This is a genomic window from Burkholderia sp. 22PA0106 (genome assembly GCF_047497155.1).
Lineage (GTDB): Bacteria > Pseudomonadota > Gammaproteobacteria > Burkholderiales > Burkholderiaceae > Burkholderia.
Genome location: NZ_CP163162.1, coordinates 3193184 through 3209562, shown reverse-complemented (window position 1 = coordinate 3209562; position 16379 = coordinate 3193184). Strand labels below are relative to the sequence as shown.

The window sequence follows — 16379 nt, the reverse complement described above, 5'->3', positions numbered from 1 at the left end:
GTCGACGAGCGTTGCGATCAAGGAGAATACACAATGTCGAATGAGTCGAAGTGCCCGTTCAATCACACGGCCGGCGGTGGTACCACGAACCGCGACTGGTGGCCGAACCAGTTGAGCCTGAAGATCCTCCATCAGCACTCGAACCTGTCCGATCCGATGGACGACGGCTTCGACTACACCGAAGCGTTCAACAGCCTCGACCTGAACGCAGTCAAGCAGGACCTGCGCGCACTGATGACCGTGTCGCAACCGTGGTGGCCCGCCGACTTCGGCCACTACGGCCCGTTCTTCATCCGCATGGCTTGGCACAGCGCCGGCACCTACCGCACGGCCGACGGCCGCGGCGGCGCGGGTGGCGGCCAACAGCGTTTCGCACCGCTGAACAGCTGGCCCGATAACGTCAGCCTCGACAAGGCTCGCCGGCTGATCTGGCCGGTCAAGCAAAAGTACGGCCGCAAGATTTCGTGGGCCGACCTGATCGTCCTGACCGGCAACGTCGCACTCGAATCGATGGGCTTCAAGACGTTTGGCTTCGCCGGCGGCCGTGCCGATACGTGGGAACCGGACGAGGATGTTTACTGGGGCACGGAAACCACCTGGCTCGGCGACAAGCGCTACACCGGTGACCGCAACCTCGAAAACCCGCTGGCCGCCGTGCAGATGGGCCTGATCTACGTGAACCCGGAAGGCCCGAACGGCAACCCCGATCCGCTGGCCTCCGCGCGCGACATCCGCGAAACGTTCGCCCGCATGGCGATGAACGACGAGGAAACCGTCGCGCTGATCGCAGGCGGCCACACGTTCGGCAAGACGCACGGCGCGGGCGATGCCTCGCACGTCGGCGTGGAGCCGGAAGCGGCTCCGCTCGAACAGATGGGCCTCGGCTGGAAGAGCTCGTTCGGTTCGGGCTCGGGCGCAGATGCGATCTCCAGCGGCCTCGAAGTGATCTGGACGTCGACGCCGACCAAGTGGAGCAACAACTTCTTCTGGAACCTGTTCGGCTACGAATGGGAACTGACCAAGAGCCCGGCCGGCGCGCATCAATGGCAGCCGAAGGGCGGGATGGGCGCGAACAGCGTGCCGGACCCGTTCGACAAGGAAAAGCGCCGCGCGCCGGCCATGCTGACCTCGGACATCGCGCTGCGCGCCGATCCGGCCTACGAGAAAATCTCGCGCCGCTTCTACGAGAACCCGGACCAGTTCGCCGACGCGTTCGCCCGTGCCTGGTACAAGCTGACCCACCGCGACATGGGCCCGCGCGCCCGCTACCTCGGGCCGGAAGTGCCGAGAGAAGAGTTGCTGTGGCAAGACCCGATTCCGGCTGTCGAGCATGCACTGGTCGACGAGCAGGACGTGAGCGCGCTGAAGGCGAAGGTGCTGGCCTCGGGCCTGTCGGTGTCGGAACTGGTATCGGCGGCATGGGCCTCGGCCTCGACGTTCCGCGGCTCGGACAAGCGCGGCGGCGCCAACGGCGCACGCGTTCGCCTGGCACCGCAGAAGGATTGGGACGTCAACCAGCCGGCGCAACTCGCCAAGGTGCTCGACGTGCTGACCAAGATCCAGGGCGATTTCAACGCCTCGGCGGCGGACGGCAAGCAGGTGTCGCTGGCCGATCTGATCGTGATCGCCGGTAACGCGGGTGTCGAGCAGGCCGCCACCACGGCCGGCTTCAAGATCACGGTGCCGTTCATCGCCGGTCGCGGCGACGCGAGCGCCGAGCAGACCGACGTCGAATCGTTCGACGTGCTGGAGCCGATCGCCGATGGCTTCCGCAACTACGAGAAGGCCAAGTACACGGTGCCGGCCGAGAAGCTGCTGGTCGACAAGGCGCAGTTGCTGACGCTGACGGCGCCGGAAATGACGGTGCTGGTGGGCGGCCTGCGCGTGCTCGGCACGAACGTGGGCGATTCGAAGCACGGTGTGTTCACCAACCGTCCGGGAGCGCTGACCAACGACTTCTTCGTCAACCTGCTCGACATGGGCACGGAGTGGAAGCCCACCTCGGACGCGAACGACACGTACGAAGGCCGCGACCGCGCATCGGGCGAAGTGAAGTGGACGGCCACCCGCGTCGACCTGGTGTTCGGTTCGCATGCGCAACTGCGTGCGCTGTCGGAGGTGTACGGCAGCGAGGATTCGCAGCAGAAGTTCGTGCGTGACTTCGTGGCCGCGTGGACCAAGGTGATGAACGCCGACCGCTACGACGTCAAGAACTAAGCGCCCGCCGGCGTATCATGTGCCGGGCCAAGAACAGGCCCGCACCGCAAGACAAGACGGCCGATCCTCGCGATCGGCCGTTTTCTTTTGGCGGCGTCCGGCCGCATTCCGAGACCGACACCATGACGCAACCCCGCCACCTGGCGATCGCCACGCCGATCGCCGACGCGCTCGTGCACGGCGCGAGCGAACTCGAAACCACGCCGCGCGGCGTGCGCGTGCATCGCCTGCCTGCCCGCGCCCGCGCGCAGAACACCGATCCGCAATTCGCGATGGTCGAGGCGCAGCCCTCGGGCGTGCGTCTCGCATTCCGTACGCAGGCCACCGCGCTCGAACTCGACGTGTTGCCCACGCGCTACCGCTATGCCGGCGTGCCCGCGCGGCCACCCGGCGTGTTCGATCTGATGGTGGACGGGCAGCGAATGGCGCAGGCCAGCGCCGACGGCGGCGATGCCGTGACGATCTCGCTCGGCACCGGCGCCGCGACACACGAATCGGGCACGCCGGCCACGCTGCGCTTCGACGGCTTGGCTGCCGCCGACAAGCGCGTGGAGATCTGGCTGCCGCATAACGAAACGGTGCTGCTGGCCGCGCTGCGCAGCGATGCGCCGCTCGTGCCGCTCGATGCGACCGAGCTGGCTCGGCAGCGCATCTGGCTGCATCACGGCAGCTCGATCAGCCAAGGCTCGAACGCGGCCAGCCCCACCGGCATCTGGCCCGCGCTGGCGGCAGCGGCGGGCGGCGTGGCGTTGTACAACCTGGGTTTCGGCGGCAGCGCGCTGCTCGATCCGTTCGTGGCGCGCGCGATGCGCGACATGCGCGCGGATTTGATCAGCGTGAAGCTCGGCATCAACCTCGTGAACGCCGACCTGATGCGGCTGCGTGCGTTCGGGCCGGCGGTGCACGGCTTTCTCGACACGATCCGCGACGGCCATCCCGACACGCCGCTGCTCGTGATCTCGCCGATCCATTGCGCGATTCACGAGGAAACGCCCGGCCCCGGCGCGTTCGATACCGAGGCGCTCGCGCAGGGCAAGGTGGCGTTCCGCGCCACCGGCGACCCGGCCGAGCGCGCGGCCGGCAAGCTGACGTTGAGCGTGGTGCGCCGTGAATTGCAGCGCATCGTGGCCCAGCGCGCGGCGGACGATCCGCATCTGCATTACCTCGACGGCCTCGCGCTGTACGGCGCAGCCGACGAGGCGGAACTGCCGTTGCCGGATCGCCTGCATCCCGACGGCGCGGCGCATCGCCGGATTGCCGAGCGTTTCGCGGCGCGGGCGTTCGCGGTGGGTGGGGCGTTCGGCGCCTGAAGCCGCGCGTTGTCTTGCCGCGTCAGAACATCACGACGGTGCGCAGGCCGGCCACCACTTCGTTGCGGATCGCGCGCACCGCGCCGTCCGATTGCACGGCGTAGCCGCCGCTCGGCCGCACGATGTATTGCAGATCGCCTTGCAGCGTCCACCATGGCGCGACCTGATACAGATAGGTTGCCTCGATCACCGTCTCGTGAATGCGCGTCGCGCCGCTGATGCCGTAGGCCGGGCCTGCTGCGGCGTCCACGTTCAGCATCGCGTTCGTATAGCCCACGGCGAGCCCGGCCGTGTCGTTGTCGCGGCCCGCGAACGGCGCCTTCAGCGTGACGCCCGCCTGGGCCGACAGGCTCACCGAGTTGCGATCGCCGGGCGCGCCCATCACGCGCGCGAACACGCCGAGCGAGCGCGCCGCGTAGCTCGACGAGCGCCACACCATCTGATCGCCGATCGCGTAGGCGCCGTAGGTGCCGCGATGCGTCTGCGCGATGCCGTTCGAGGCGGGCGAGGTCAGCGGCACACCGTTGCTGTCGTCGCGCAGGTCGTTGAAGTGCCCCGACACGTACCAGAGGCCGAGCCGGTAGACGCCGGGCAGGCCCGCGTGTTTCGCGGCATCGGCATCGCCGGCGGCTGCGTCGCTCGGCTTGTTGACGGCGTATTGCAGTTCGCCGATCCACAACGCGCCGTCGTGCAGGTTGAAGCGCGTGCCGTGCGGGTTGGTTTGTTGTGCGTCGTCCTGCGGGTTGCCGCCCGGGTAGCCGTCGAACACGCCGGCCAGCACCGTCAATGCGGGCGTGGCCTGCACCTTGAGCCGTGCACCGAGCGCCGACAGCGGGTAGGCGGGGCCGCCGCCCGGCATGTCGACCGACGGCAGCACCGGCCAGCCGAACGTCGAATTGGCGAAGCTGCTGGCGTACTGGCTGACCATGAATTCCTGATCGAGACTTTGCTGGCCGACGCGCAGGTCCACCGCGCCGCCCGCCAACTGTTGCCCGTACCACAGCTCCCATAGTCGCGTGCCCGGGCGTGCCTCGACGCCGCTGATCGCCTGTTGCGCGGCGAGCGCGCGGGCCGTCAGGTTGGTGCCGTGAATCTGCAGCGCACTGACGTTGAACGTGCCGCCCGCGAGGCCGAACAGCTTGCTGGTATCCACGCTGACTGCCGCTTGCGTCACGCCATCGTAGGCACCGAGGCGGCGCATGCCGCCCGACAGGTTGCCGAAGTATTCGCTGGTTTCCTGCAATGTCAGCGTCACGCCGTGCTGGTCGAGCGCGGGGCGCAGGCCGCCGAGGTCGCCAAATAGCGTGGCGCGTTGCCAGAGGCCGGTGGCGGCCGGGGCGTCGTCGGCGGCGGTGGCCGGCGGCGTGGCCGCTTCCTGCGCCTGGGCCGTGGCGGCGAGCGTGGCGGCGGTGGCGAACGCCGAGGCCAGCGCCGCGCGGCGGGCGAGCCGGCGGAGCGGGGCGGGGGCCGCGTGGCTGGCGCAAGGCTGGCGGGCGGCGAGAAGGGAGTGGGCGAGTGTCTTCATCGGATTTTCTTGTGGGGGTATTGTCGTCGACGAGGCGATCGCGCGTCGCATGGGCGAGGCCCTTGCGCGCGCGTCGCCGGGCTCAGATGCGGATGGGCGCCGCGATCTGGCCGGGCTGATCCGTCTGTTGCGGATCGTGGGCCGGTTCCGGTCGTGCATCGATGCCGGGATCGATGGGGCCTGCGGCATACGCATGCGGATGCGTGGGCGGCAGCAGGCCGGCCAGCGCATCGTCGCGCAGGCTAAAGTAGGAATGCGAAACAAACATGAATTTTTGCACGTACATCGCGATCTCCGCTGGGGCGGGTCCGGACACGGATGTCCATTGCCGGTGCGAACGATTCGCATCGGACATCGAGGTAGGCAGGCGGTATCGAGAGCGGCCCGAGCGGTGCGGGACCGGGCCGGAAGATGCGCGCTGCGCCGTTGGTACGGGCAGCGGCGACAGGGAACTGTGGCTGCTAGCGCGTACGGGTCAGGGGGTCGCCGGGCAAGGCCGGCGAGCAACTGTCGCTACTAGACATGGATTCCATGATTCTGGGTGGTCAGGGTGATTCGGTTCGAGACAGGGCGGATTCTATGCCGTGCCCGTTGGGCGATGCAACAAGAAATTGTGCTGTTTCGTCATGGCTGTGGATGGCTTGCGACGGGCTTTCGCGAGCTGCGTGGGGGCGATGCATCGGCGCGATCCGGTGTACGCTCGCCGGGCGTTTGCACGGGCCGGGCATTCCGCGCGGCCCGTTTCCAACCGGGAGCGAAAACATGCCTGTGATCTGTGGATTTCGTAGCTGTCTGCGCTGGGTTGCCGTGGCTGCTGCTGTGACGTCGATGGTCGTGCCGTTGGCCGCGCAGGCCCAGCCTTCGGGTGCGCCGCCGGCGGGCAGTGCCGTGGCGACGCCCGATAACGCTGTGCTGTTGACGGTGTTCCTCAAGCACGATCAGTCGCGTCCGCTGCGCGAGCTTAATGCGCAACTGGACAAGCAAGGCTTCTACAAGGCGTTTCCGCCGCCCGGTGTCGAAGTGGTGAGTTGGACGGTGACGATGGGGATCGGGCAGGTGATCGTGCTGAGGCTGCCGGCGTCGCGGGTGCGGGAGGTGAATCGCGTGCTTGAGGATACGGCCTGGGGTGCGTATCGCACGGAGTTTTATCCGACTTATGACTATAAGGCGATTGGGTTCGCGGAGCATGCGCGGGCGCAGTAGGGGGGCGTCTCCGTTCCGATCGTGGGCGCGGGGGGATTAGCGATTTGCGGGTAGCCGCGCCACGGGCGGGGGGGGGACACGCCGCCCATGACTGGTAGGCGGCTATGAATCAGTTCGTTCTCCTCTACGAGTAACGTTTTGCTCGGCCATCCGTGTGATGTTCAACTCGCCTCGAACACGGAATTTCTGACACTCCCGCGGCCGCTCTTAAACCCAAGCAGCCGCACAGGGAATGTCTTAGAAGCTGTTGCGAAATTAGGTTTTGGGTCTGTTAACTTTTCCGACTTGGTGTTAACTTTCTGTCTTGTTTTGCCCAACAGGAAGCGATGCCGAAAGAACTGATAGACGACGAATTGTGGTCACTCATCGAACCGCTGCTGCCGGTGCGAGCACCACGCAATCGCCAGTATGCAGGCCGCAAACCGACACCCGACCGCGCGGTGCTGGCAGGCATTGTGTTCGTGTTGCGCTCGGGCATTGCGTGGAATCTACTCCCGCAAGAAATGGGATGTGGTTCAGGCACGGCTTGCTGGCGACGGCTCGTGGCGTGGCAACAGGCCGGCGTCTGGCAACGCATCCACGAAACGTTGCTGGCCGAGTTGCGTCGCCGTGGCGAAATCGACCTCTCGCGTGCGCTCGTCGATAGCTCATCGATCCGCGCCGTACTGGCGGGAAAAAAACCGGCCCGAATCCCACGGACCGGCGCAAGCTCGGCAGCAAACACCACCTCATCGTCGACGCGCAAGGCATCCCGCTCGCGGTCATCCTGAGTGCAGCAAACCGTCACGACATTACCCAGCTTGATGCGCTGGTCGATGCTATTCCACACATCAGGGGCAAGCGGGGACGTCCGCTGCGCAAGCCGCAAATCATACAAGGCGACCGGGGCTACAGTTCTGAGCCCCATCGGCAGCGCTTGCGTGAGCGCGGCATCACGCCGATGCTCGCAAAAATCGGCGCGCCACATGGCAGTGGACTGGGAAAAACACGTTGGCCAGTGGAGCGTTCGATTGCCTGGTTGCACTCGTTTCGACGGCTCAAAATTCGTTATGAACGCTACGCTCATGTACACGAGGCCTTTATGTCTTTGGCTTGTGCCTTGATTTGCTGGACACGTCTCAAATCTCTGGATAACTAATTTCGCAACAGCTTCTTAGGCGCGCAGCCTAGATATGCTGATCGGTAGGCATTTACGTCGGGCACGACTGAGAGCTGATCATCGCGTCGGGATTTCTACTGTCCGTTAAGGACGTTGATTCCGTCCCCCTCCACACGAAGCCAGCCAACATTCCCTAGGATAAGGGCTCGAGCATCTTCTTGAGCTACCTTTCCTGCGAGCACTAGCCGAAGCACGCCGAGCAAGTCGATAGTTCGCATGACAAGAATACGCATATTTACTGCGTGCCTGATCTGTTGCCCATCGATCTCTTGATCTTTCTCGGCTATCGACCGCGCACTCTTTATGTGCGTATTTGCAATAAGTATTGCAGGAAGCCGATTATCAAATCCCGACCTATCGCGATGCGAATCGGTCTGATTTATGTTCTCTCGCCCGACTCCGCGATTGATACCTTTTACCTCGCATATCGCAATTACTTTTCCATCTTCGTTCAATAGTTTGATGTCTTCTCGCAAGTCATCAGTCGCATCAATTGGCGTGCCTAACGCCGCGTGCAGTATCGCACCCACGTCAGCGACCAGATCGGGGCCACTATGAAAGAGAGCCGCTTTGAATATGGCCAACTTCTGAAATTGGTCATCGATTTCGGCTATTGCAGAACTTAAATTATCTCTTTTTGCAGATAAAAAATCCTCCTCTTCAAATTTGTATGAAGAAATCCATTTCGGTAAGATTTGATGCATCTTGTTGTGCACCGCAGTAACGGCATCGACTAATAATTCAAGATACTCACTGACGACGTCTTTGCGGCTATCAGGCACTAGAGATGGAACCACGTACTCGCCTCGGTTGAGCACGAATCCCACAGTCCTTCCATTGGATGTCGCCAATGGGCGGAAATCTAGCGAATCATTGTGAGACGTGAAATAGCTGTTTGCCGCTCCGAACATTTCTAGGAACCGCTTGAATTCGCTGAGCACGGGAGCAGGATGAGCATGGCGCGAGGCGAAGTTCTCGCGATAGAATTGGCTGTGAAGCAACTGATATTTGACGAGATCGGTGCTTCCAAAGTCTCGTCCATCCGCGTGATCGATGAAAGGTTCGGTCAGGAGATAGCAGATGAATCCCTCTTTTTCCAACAGAAGCATGGTCTCCTTCTTTCGCTTGTCCAGTTCATCGGGGTCATATTTATGCCGGAGATATGAGCTTATGTAATTATTTTGTCGCTCAAACGTCTCGAATAGCCCCTGAAACAAGACAACGCCATCGTATTCTTGAAATCGCCTAGCCGTGCCATAATTCTCGAAGAACACGGAATAATTTCTCATTCGAATAGGTTCGGCGGGAACGGGCAGTCCCTTCCGTTCAAGGGCATACACAAGGATTTTGTAAACGCGCTCTTGATTTTCTGTGGATTTCATCATCTTGAGTCTCGGGGAAGCGATACAACGACGCACATGTTTGTGAGTCTAACATTTGATCCGGGCGTAGAACGACGCATCGACGACTATGAAATCGGACTACCGCCCCCCTTGCTCAGCGCCATTTTATGTTCGTTTAACCGGCTGCAGGAACGATCGGAAGGGCGTGTGCGGCTGCCCACGATGCGATGTAGGGACTGGGATGCATCGATTCGCCCTTTGGAGGGCGTGTCTCCCGGGCGGTCGATACCAGCCCGTTCGAGCCATTCGAAATTCTCGACAACGGTCACTTGCCGCCACTTCGCGATCTGCCGACACCGAAGCGCCTGAGACAATAGTGCCTGCCCAATTTGCCGCCCTGTTCATTGCGCAAAGTTGCGATCGCATCCGTTCGTATCCTCGTTGTCAGAACTGCCTAAGGATTCTTATCGGACTAGCAACACAGCATGCCCAACTGGCGAAAGGTCGCCTTGATGCGCTTCCCAAGTTTCAGGTAAAGCTCGACCGCCCGCGCGCGTTCTTCGTATGAATACATGGACTACCTCCAAAATAGTTAAAGATTTTGTACGCACTCCATAATGCTCAAAATTCGTTTAACATCATGCTCATTTGTCTTTGAAGTTAAGGGGGCAGCGTGAGGAACGAACCTTGGTTGTGGACAGAGTCTGATCTTCTTCAGCTCATTGAACTTGGGGTTCAAGAGAATGTGCAGTTGGATTATAAACGGTGCGATGCACTGCAGCGCAGTGACGGGAAGAAGAACGAAATTAGCAAAGACGTCAGCGCATTGGCCAACGCAGCGGGTGGAACCATCGTGTACGGAATAATCGAAAATGGCCATCTTCCTCAAGCGCTCGATCTCGGATTCGATCCATCGGACATCACAAGAGAGTGGTTGGAGCAAATTATCAATTCGCGCATTCAACGCCGAATCGATGGCGTTCGAATCAACCAGGTGGCGCTTCCACAAAGTGCGCCTGGGCGCGTCGCTTATGTTGTGTGGGTGCCGCAGAGCGCCATGGCGCCGCATCAGGCATCGGACAAGCGTTTTTACAAGCGATTCAATTTCGAATCTGTCCCGATGGAAGAGTACGAAATTCGCGATGTCAGCGGCAGATCATCCACCCCGGATATCAGTGCTAGGTTCTCGCTTTCTTCTGGGAAAGAGCACATTGCTTTGATACCGGACGAGGAAGGCTATTCGCAAGATATCGACATATCGCTCTCCGTTTTTAACGAGTCCCCAGTCCCGGCTGAATATGCGGTGTTCCATATTTTGCTAGATGAAAGAGTCCAAGTTGGTGATTTTTCTGCAGACGTTAATCGTCATCGAAGTGACGAGGGGGAATCATTTAAAATAGCCGGGGCAAGCGTCCATATGAATAAGTTTACAACCCTATGGGATCGCAATAGAGGACTGCCTCTTTTTTCTGGAATCACTGCGCAGCTTCCGAACGTACCGCTGCCGATCAAAATTCCGTGCCAAGCCCGTTTTCTGATGTTGGGATACATCATTGGCGCCCCTGGAATGCAGCCGAAACGCGGATACGCCTTTGTCAAAATTGAATCGAACATTGCAACGCTTGCATTACAAGACGATCTCGAGCGTTCGGGATACCAGTTCGCTCCGGTGTCTGGCGGCGTAGATATTTCTAACCAGGCGTGATGGCGGGAACGCGCGGCGGGTGAGAAATCTATGCCTCTTGCGACGGCACTCATATAGATGTGTGGACCTTCAACGATTGAACGACGGTTATCGAATGTATCTTCCTGGCCGGAAACCGCCGCCGAGGCCGTTTGCCAAGTCGCTTAAATCGACAAAGTCGAAAGTCGGAAAAGCATGGCACCAGCCGCGTCGGCTACGCGAACACTCGACCTATAGCCATGAGCCCACTCCCCATTTATCACCCCCATCGATCCCCTCATCAATAAAAACCATTTTTTTTCACCCCTCGACCCTGGCACAGTAAAGCCTGCGAGCGCACCCGCACCACCACAGTGCGGCCCGCCCGCCGCCTGACACGCGAACTCAACGACGCTCGTGTAGAGTGCCGTCCTCGCGCATGACATCCCGCATGTTTTTGCATGTCACAAACCGATCGCCATCACTCCGATAAAGCGATCGCTCGAACCGGCCGCCGCCGCGCGCGCCCGTTGTCAACCACACTGGATTGGAATTCACATGTCTGTCAGTTCGGACGTCGCGGAAGACGTCATTCCCGTATCGGTCGAGCTATCCGCCGCGCAAACGCGCCGCGCGCTGTTCGCGCTCGGCGTGGGCGGCTTCGGCATCGGTACCGGCGAGTTCGTGATCATGGGCCTGCTGCCGAACGCGGCGCAGGACCTCGGCATCTCGATCCCGACCGCCGGCCACCTGATCAGCATCTACGCGCTCGGCGTGGTGATCGGCGCGCCGGTGTTCGCCGTGCTCGGCGCGAAGTGGCCGCGCCGCGCGCTGCTGATCGCGCTGATGCTGTTCTTCACGCTCGGCAACCTGGCCAGCGCGATCGTGCCGGGCTTCGCGGGCGTGGCCGTCGCGCGCCTGATCAGCGGCCTGCCGCACGGCACCTATTTCGGCGTGGCGGCGCTGGTGGCGGCCAGCCTGGTGCCGCGCGAGAAGCGCGCGCAGGCGGTAGCGAACGTGTTCCTCGGCCTGACGCTGGCCACGCTGTTCGGCGTGCCGCTGGTGGCCGCGATCGGCGAATGGCTCGGCTGGCGCGCGGCGTTCGCAGTGGTCGGCGTGATCAACGCGCTGACCGTGGTGCTGATCCGCCTGTGGGTGCCTCACCTGCCCTGCGATCCGAAGGCCAACCCGCTGCGCGAACTCGGCGCGCTGCGCCGCAAGCAGGTGCTGTTGACGCTGGCCACCGGCGCGATCGGCTTCGGCGGCCTGTTCTCGGTGTTCAGCTACGTGAAGCCGACCATGACGGAACTCGCGCATATGTCCGCGGCGGCGATTCCCGTGGTGCTCGCGCTGTTCGGCATCGGCTGCGTGGCCGGCAACCTGCTCGGCGCACGTTTCGCCGATCGCGGGCTGGACCGCACCGCGCGCTACGTGCTGATCTGGACGGCGGTGGTCACGGTCGCGTTCAGCTTCACCGCGCACTACGCGGTGGCCGGTTCGATCAACGTGCTGCTGGTGGGCACGGTGATGGCGCTCGGCGCGATCCTGCAAACGCGCCTGATGGACGTGGCCGGCGACGCGCAGACGCTCGCCGCCGCGCTCAATCACTCGGCGTTCAACATCGCGAACGCGCTCGGCGCGTGGCTCGGCGGCGTGGCGATCGAGGCCGGCATGGGCTGGTCGTCCACCGGCTGGGTGGGCGGCCTGCTGGCGATCGCCGGCTTGCTCGTGCATCACTGGGCGGTGGTCGACCTACGCAAGCGTCCGCACGCGGCGAGCGCCTGAGCGTTCGCGCGTCCTGCACGGCGCGCCCGACCCCCGCCCGTCGGCTGCCCGGCGTTCGTCACTCGGCCCGGTCCCCGGCATCCGGCATCCGGCCCCCGGCCCCCGGCCCCCGGCCCCCGGCCCCCGGCCCCCGGCCCCCGGCCCCCGGCCCCGATCTGGTCCGACCGGTCTGCACGCGGCCCGATCCGGGCACCTTCGCCCCCTCCACTTCCCCCCGAAAGCCCCACCAGCCGGGGCTTTCACGCATCCGTCCGCCGAATAGCATTTCGTTATGCGGCGGATTTATTTTTCTTCCTCGACGCCTTCCGGGGCCGCCCCGACAATCCGCCCATCACAACACGGTTTGGTCCGCGCCCCGGCATGACGGCACGGTGGCCGGCAAGCCCCGGAGATGACGGCATGAATGTCACGCAGCAAGACGCACAGTTTCCTCAATCGCACGACCAGGCCGACGACGGCCTTTGGCAGTTCTGGGTCGATCGCGGGGGTACGTTCACCGATATCGTCGCGCGCCGCCCGGACGGGCGACTCGTTACCCACAAGCTGCTGTCCGAGAACCCCGAGCGCTACCGCGACGCGGTGGTGCAGGGCATCCGCGACCTGATCGGCGTGGACGCGCCCGCGCCGCTGCCGCAGGAGCGCATCGAAGTCATCAAGATGGGCACCACGGTCGCCACCAACGCGCTGCTCGAACGCAAGGGCGCCCGCACGCTGCTGGCCATCACGCGCGGCTTCGCCGACCAGTTGCGGATCGGCTATCAGGAGCGCCCGGACATCTTCGCGCGCCACATCGAACTGCCCGCGCAGATGTACGAGCGCGTGGCGGAGATCGACGAACGCGTCGATGCGCAAGGCGAAGTGCTGCGCGGCCTCGACGAGGCCTCGGCCCGCCGTGCATTGGCCGAGGCTCGCGAGGCCGGCATCGAATCGATCGCGATCGTGCTGATGCACGGCTACCGCTTCCCGGCGCACGAGCTGCGCGTGGCCGAGCTGGCGCGCGAATGCGGCTTCCGACAGGTGTCCGTGAGCCATCAGGTCAGCCCGCTGATGAAGCTGGTCGGCCGCGGCGACACCACCGTGGTGGACGCCTACCTCTCGCCGGTGCTGCGCGATTACGTGAGCCGCGTCACGGAGCACACCGGCGCGGTGCGGCTGATGTTCATGCAATCGAGCGGCGGCCTGGTGGATGCGGGCCGCTTCCAGGGCAAGGACGCGATCCTGTCCGGCCCGGCCGGCGGCATCGTCGGCGCGGTGCGCACCAGCGAGGAGGCCGGCGAGCGCCGCGTGATCGGCTTCGACATGGGCGGCACGTCCACCGACGTCGCGCACTACGACGGCGCCTACGAACGCGTGTTCGAAACGCAGGTGGCCGGCGTGCGCGTGCGCGCGCCGATGATGGACATCCACACCGTGGCGGCCGGCGGCGGCTCGATCTGCAGCTTCGAGAACGGCCGCTTCAAGGTCGGCCCCGAATCGGCCGGTGCGTATCCCGGCCCGGCCAGCTACCGCAACGGCGGCCCGCTGACCGTGACCGACTGCAACGTGATGCTCGGCCGCGTGCAGCCCGATCACTTCCCGCACGTGTTCGGCCCGAACGGCGACCTGCCGCTCGACGTCGCCGTGGTGCGCGCGCAGTTCGCCGAACTGGCCGCCCAGGTGGCGCGCGACACCGGCCGCGCGATGAGCGGCGAAGCGGTGGCCGAAGGCTTCCTCGCGGTGGCCGTCGACAACATGGCGCAGGCGATCAAGACGATCTCGGTGGAGCGCGGCCACGACGTCAGCGATTACGCGCTGTGCGCGTTCGGCGGCGCGGGCGGCCAGCACGCCTGTGCGGTGGCCGATGCGCTCGGCATGCGCCGCATCGTGCTGCACCCGTTCGCGGGCGTGCTGTCGGCGTACGGCATGGGCCTCGCCGACCTGCGCGTGCTGCGCGAGCGCGCCGTGGAGGCGCTGCTCGATGCGGCGGCCGTCAGTACGCTCGACGCCTCGTTCGCCGCGCTGGAGGACGAAGCCGTGGCCGCGATCCTCGCGCAGCATGTGCCGCGCGAACGCGTGGAAGCTGCACGCGCCGCGCGCCTCAAGTATCGCGATACCGATTCGACGCTCGAAGTGCCGTTCGGCGACGCCGCCGACATGGCGCTCGCGTTCGAGACGCTGCACCGCAAGCGCTTCGGCTTCGCGATGAACGACAAGCCGCTGGTGATCGAATCGGTGGTGGTGGAGGCGGTGGGCCTGACCGAGCCGCCGATGCTGCACGGCGCCGCGCCGCGCAAGGCCAACGCCGCCGCCGTCGAAGGCGCGAGCGCCGCACTGTACGCGAACGGCCGCGCCGCCACGGTGCCGCTGCAGGCGCGCCGCGACCTCGCGGTGGGCGCGCGTCTCGACGGGCCCGCGCTGATCACCGAGGAAATCTCGACGATCGTGCTGGCCGCTGGCTGGTCCGCCACCGTGCTCGACGACGGCACGCTGCGCCTCGATCGCGACCAGGCGGCCGGCGCGGCGCACGCGATCACCACCGCGCGCCATCCGGTGCATCTGGAGATCTTCAACAACCTGTTCATGTCGATCGCGCAGCAGATGGGCGTGACGCTGGAGAAGACCTCGTACTCGGTCAACATGAAGGAGCGCCTCGATTTCTCATGCGCGATCTTCGACCGCGACGGCGGCCTGATCGCCAACGCGCCGCATATCCCGGTGCACCTCGGCTCGATGAGCGACAGCGTGCAGAGCGTGATTCGCAAGCATGGCGAAACCATGCGGCGCGGCGACGTGTTCATGCAGAACGTGCCGTACAACGGCGGCACGCACCTGCCCGACATCACGGTGGTGATGCCGGTGTACGGCAGCGACGCCGACGGCGGCGAGCGCCTGTTCTACGTGGCGGCGCGCGGCCACCACGGCGACGTGGGCGGCATCACGCCCGGCTCGATGCCGCCGAACAGCACCACCATCGAGGAAGAAGGCGTGCTGCTCGACAACGTGCCGATCGTCGCGGCCGGCCGCTTCCTCGAAACCGACGTGCGCGCGCGCTTCGCCGAAGGCCCGTATCCGAGCCGCAACATCGACCAGAACATCGCCGATCTGACGGCCCAGGTGGCCGCCTGCGAATGCGGCGCGACCGAGCTGCTGCGCGTGGTGGGCCGCTACGGCGCGGAGGTCGTGACCGCCTACATGGGCCACGTGCAGGCCAACGCCGAGGAAGCCGTGCGCCGCGCGATCGCCACGCTGTCGGACGGCGAGTTCGCCTACGAGATGGACGACGGCGCGGCGATCCGCGTGCGCGTCACGGTGGATCGCGAGCAGGGTTCGGCGCGCATCGATTTCACCGGCACCAGCGCGCAGCGCGCCAGCAACTTCAACGCGCCCGGCTCGGTGTGCAAGGCCGCCGTGCTGTACGTGTTCCGCACGCTGCTGAACGACGACATGCCGATGAACGAAGGCGTGCTGCGGCCGATCGAGATCGTGATTCCGCAGGGCTCGATGCTGAACCCGGTGTATCCGGCCGCGGTGGTGGCGGGCAACGTCGAGGTGTCCCAATCGATCACCGACGCGCTGTATGGCGCGCTCGGCGTGCTGGCCGGCTCGCAGGGCACCATGAACAACTTCACGTTCGGCGACGAGGCCCGCCAGTACTACGAAACGATCGCGGGCGGCTCGGGCGCGGGCGGCGGCCACGCCGGCACCTCGGCCGTGCAGACCCACATGACCAACTCGCGGATGACCGACCCCGAGGTGATCGAATGGCGCTTCCCGGTGATCGTCGAGCAGCACGCGATCCGCGCGGGCAGCGGCGGCGCGGGCCGGCAGGCCGGCGGCGACGGCGCGGTGCGGCGCATCCGCTTCACCCAGACGATGACCGCCAACATCCTCGCCAACCGCCGCCGCGTGCCGCCGTTCGGGCTGGCAGGCGGCGCGGCGGGCAGCGTCGGGCGCAACTGGATCGAGCGCGCGGGCGGCGCGGTGGAGCACTTCGGTGCGACCCACACCACCACCGTGCAGCCCGGCGACGTGTTCGTGATCGAGACGCCGGGCGGCGGCGGCTACGGCCACGCGGAATAAGCAACAGAACAGGTGCGCGGCAGCCGCGGCTCAGGCGGCGCACGCGCACTGAGATGGCCGCTTCGCCTGCCCGTCAGGCGCAGCCCACACCCCCCGTAGCACCAGGAGATCCTTC

At 64.6% G+C, this 16379-nt stretch carries 10 protein-coding genes; 7 read left to right on the top strand and 3 right to left on the bottom strand.

Features of this window, described 5'->3' with window-relative positions:
• Positions 1-33 precede the first annotated feature (33 nt).
• Together katG and AB4850_RS13885 are read left to right on the top strand one after the other, a co-directional pair.
• Positions 34-2217: a catalase/peroxidase HPI gene (gene katG / locus AB4850_RS13890; protein WP_414440387.1), complete on the top strand. Its 2184-nt coding sequence runs from the start codon at positions 34-36 to the stop codon at positions 2215-2217.
• 122 nt (positions 2218-2339) lie between these two features.
• Positions 2340-3527, top strand: coding sequence for a GDSL-type esterase/lipase family protein (locus AB4850_RS13885; RefSeq protein ID WP_414440386.1), 1188 nt, complete (start codon positions 2340-2342; stop codon positions 3525-3527).
• Positions 3528-3549: 22 nt separating this feature from the next.
• On the opposite strand, the gene AB4850_RS13880 is transcribed toward AB4850_RS13885, so the two are convergent.
• Complete coding sequence (locus tag AB4850_RS13880) at positions 3550-5052, bottom strand: carbohydrate porin (RefSeq protein ID WP_414440385.1); 1503 nt, start codon at positions 5050-5052, stop codon at positions 3550-3552.
• Between the two features lie 82 nt (positions 5053-5134).
• A complete protein-coding gene (locus AB4850_RS13875) occupies positions 5135-5407 on the bottom strand; it encodes a hypothetical protein (RefSeq protein ID WP_414440384.1) in 273 nt (90 codons plus the stop codon).
• Between the two features lie 473 nt (positions 5408-5880).
• Here AB4850_RS13875 and AB4850_RS13870 point away from each other — a divergent pair, with 473 nt between their 5' ends.
• Together AB4850_RS13870 and AB4850_RS13865 are read left to right on the top strand one after the other, a co-directional pair.
• A complete protein-coding gene (locus tag AB4850_RS13870) occupies positions 5881-6255 on the top strand; it encodes a hypothetical protein (RefSeq protein ID WP_414442027.1) in 375 nt (124 codons plus the stop codon).
• Between the two features lie 326 nt (positions 6256-6581).
• Positions 6582-7393 (top strand): IS5 family transposase gene (locus tag AB4850_RS13865; RefSeq protein ID WP_414440148.1). Its coding sequence is split into 2 segments (ribosomal slippage): positions 6582-6921 and positions 6921-7393, totalling 813 coding nucleotides; the frame shifts between segments, so codons are not numbered across the junction.
• A 95-nt stretch (positions 7394-7488) separates the two neighbouring features.
• Here AB4850_RS13865 and AB4850_RS13860 read toward each other — a convergent pair.
• Positions 7489-8799, bottom strand: coding sequence for a hypothetical protein (locus AB4850_RS13860; RefSeq protein WP_414440383.1), 1311 nt, complete (start codon positions 8797-8799; stop codon positions 7489-7491).
• Between the two features lie 649 nt (positions 8800-9448).
• Here AB4850_RS13860 and AB4850_RS13855 point away from each other — a divergent pair.
• The 3 genes from AB4850_RS13855 to AB4850_RS13845 all read left to right on the top strand — a co-directional run bounded on the left by AB4850_RS13855 (position 9449) and on the right by AB4850_RS13845 (position 16264).
• On the top strand, positions 9449-10462 hold the full coding sequence (locus AB4850_RS13855; protein WP_414440382.1) for a helix-turn-helix domain-containing protein: 1014 nt from the start codon (positions 9449-9451) through the stop codon (positions 10460-10462).
• A 516-nt stretch (positions 10463-10978) separates the two neighbouring features.
• Complete coding sequence (locus AB4850_RS13850; protein ID WP_414440381.1) at positions 10979-12205, top strand: MFS transporter; 1227 nt, start codon at positions 10979-10981, stop codon at positions 12203-12205.
• Between the two features lie 399 nt (positions 12206-12604).
• Entirely contained in the window at positions 12605-16264 is a 3660-nt protein-coding gene (locus tag AB4850_RS13845; RefSeq protein ID WP_414440380.1) for a hydantoinase B/oxoprolinase family protein, read from the top strand.
• The last annotated feature ends 115 nt before the right edge of the window (positions 16265-16379 follow it).

What these genes read in the sequence shown, in the direction of transcription:
- katG (WP_414440387.1), top strand. Translation starts at nt 34, where the DNA reads ATGTCGAATGAGTCGAAGTGCCCGTTCAATCACACGGCCGGCGGTGGT.
- AB4850_RS13885 (WP_414440386.1), top strand. Translation starts at nt 2,340, where the DNA reads ATGACGCAACCCCGCCACCTGGCGATCGCCACGCCGATCGCCGACGCG.
- AB4850_RS13880 (WP_414440385.1), bottom strand. Translation starts at nt 5,052, where the DNA reads ATGAAGACACTCGCCCACTCCCTTCTCGCCGCCCGCCAGCCTTGCGCC.
- AB4850_RS13875 (WP_414440384.1), bottom strand. Translation starts at nt 5,407, where the DNA reads ATGTCCGATGCGAATCGTTCGCACCGGCAATGGACATCCGTGTCCGGA.
- AB4850_RS13870 (WP_414442027.1), top strand. Translation starts at nt 5,881, where the DNA reads ATGGTCGTGCCGTTGGCCGCGCAGGCCCAGCCTTCGGGTGCGCCGCCG.
- AB4850_RS13860 (WP_414440383.1), bottom strand. Translation starts at nt 8,799, where the DNA reads ATGATGAAATCCACAGAAAATCAAGAGCGCGTTTACAAAATCCTTGTG.
- AB4850_RS13850 (WP_414440381.1), top strand. Translation starts at nt 10,979, where the DNA reads ATGTCTGTCAGTTCGGACGTCGCGGAAGACGTCATTCCCGTATCGGTC.
- AB4850_RS13845 (WP_414440380.1), top strand. Translation starts at nt 12,605, where the DNA reads ATGAATGTCACGCAGCAAGACGCACAGTTTCCTCAATCGCACGACCAG.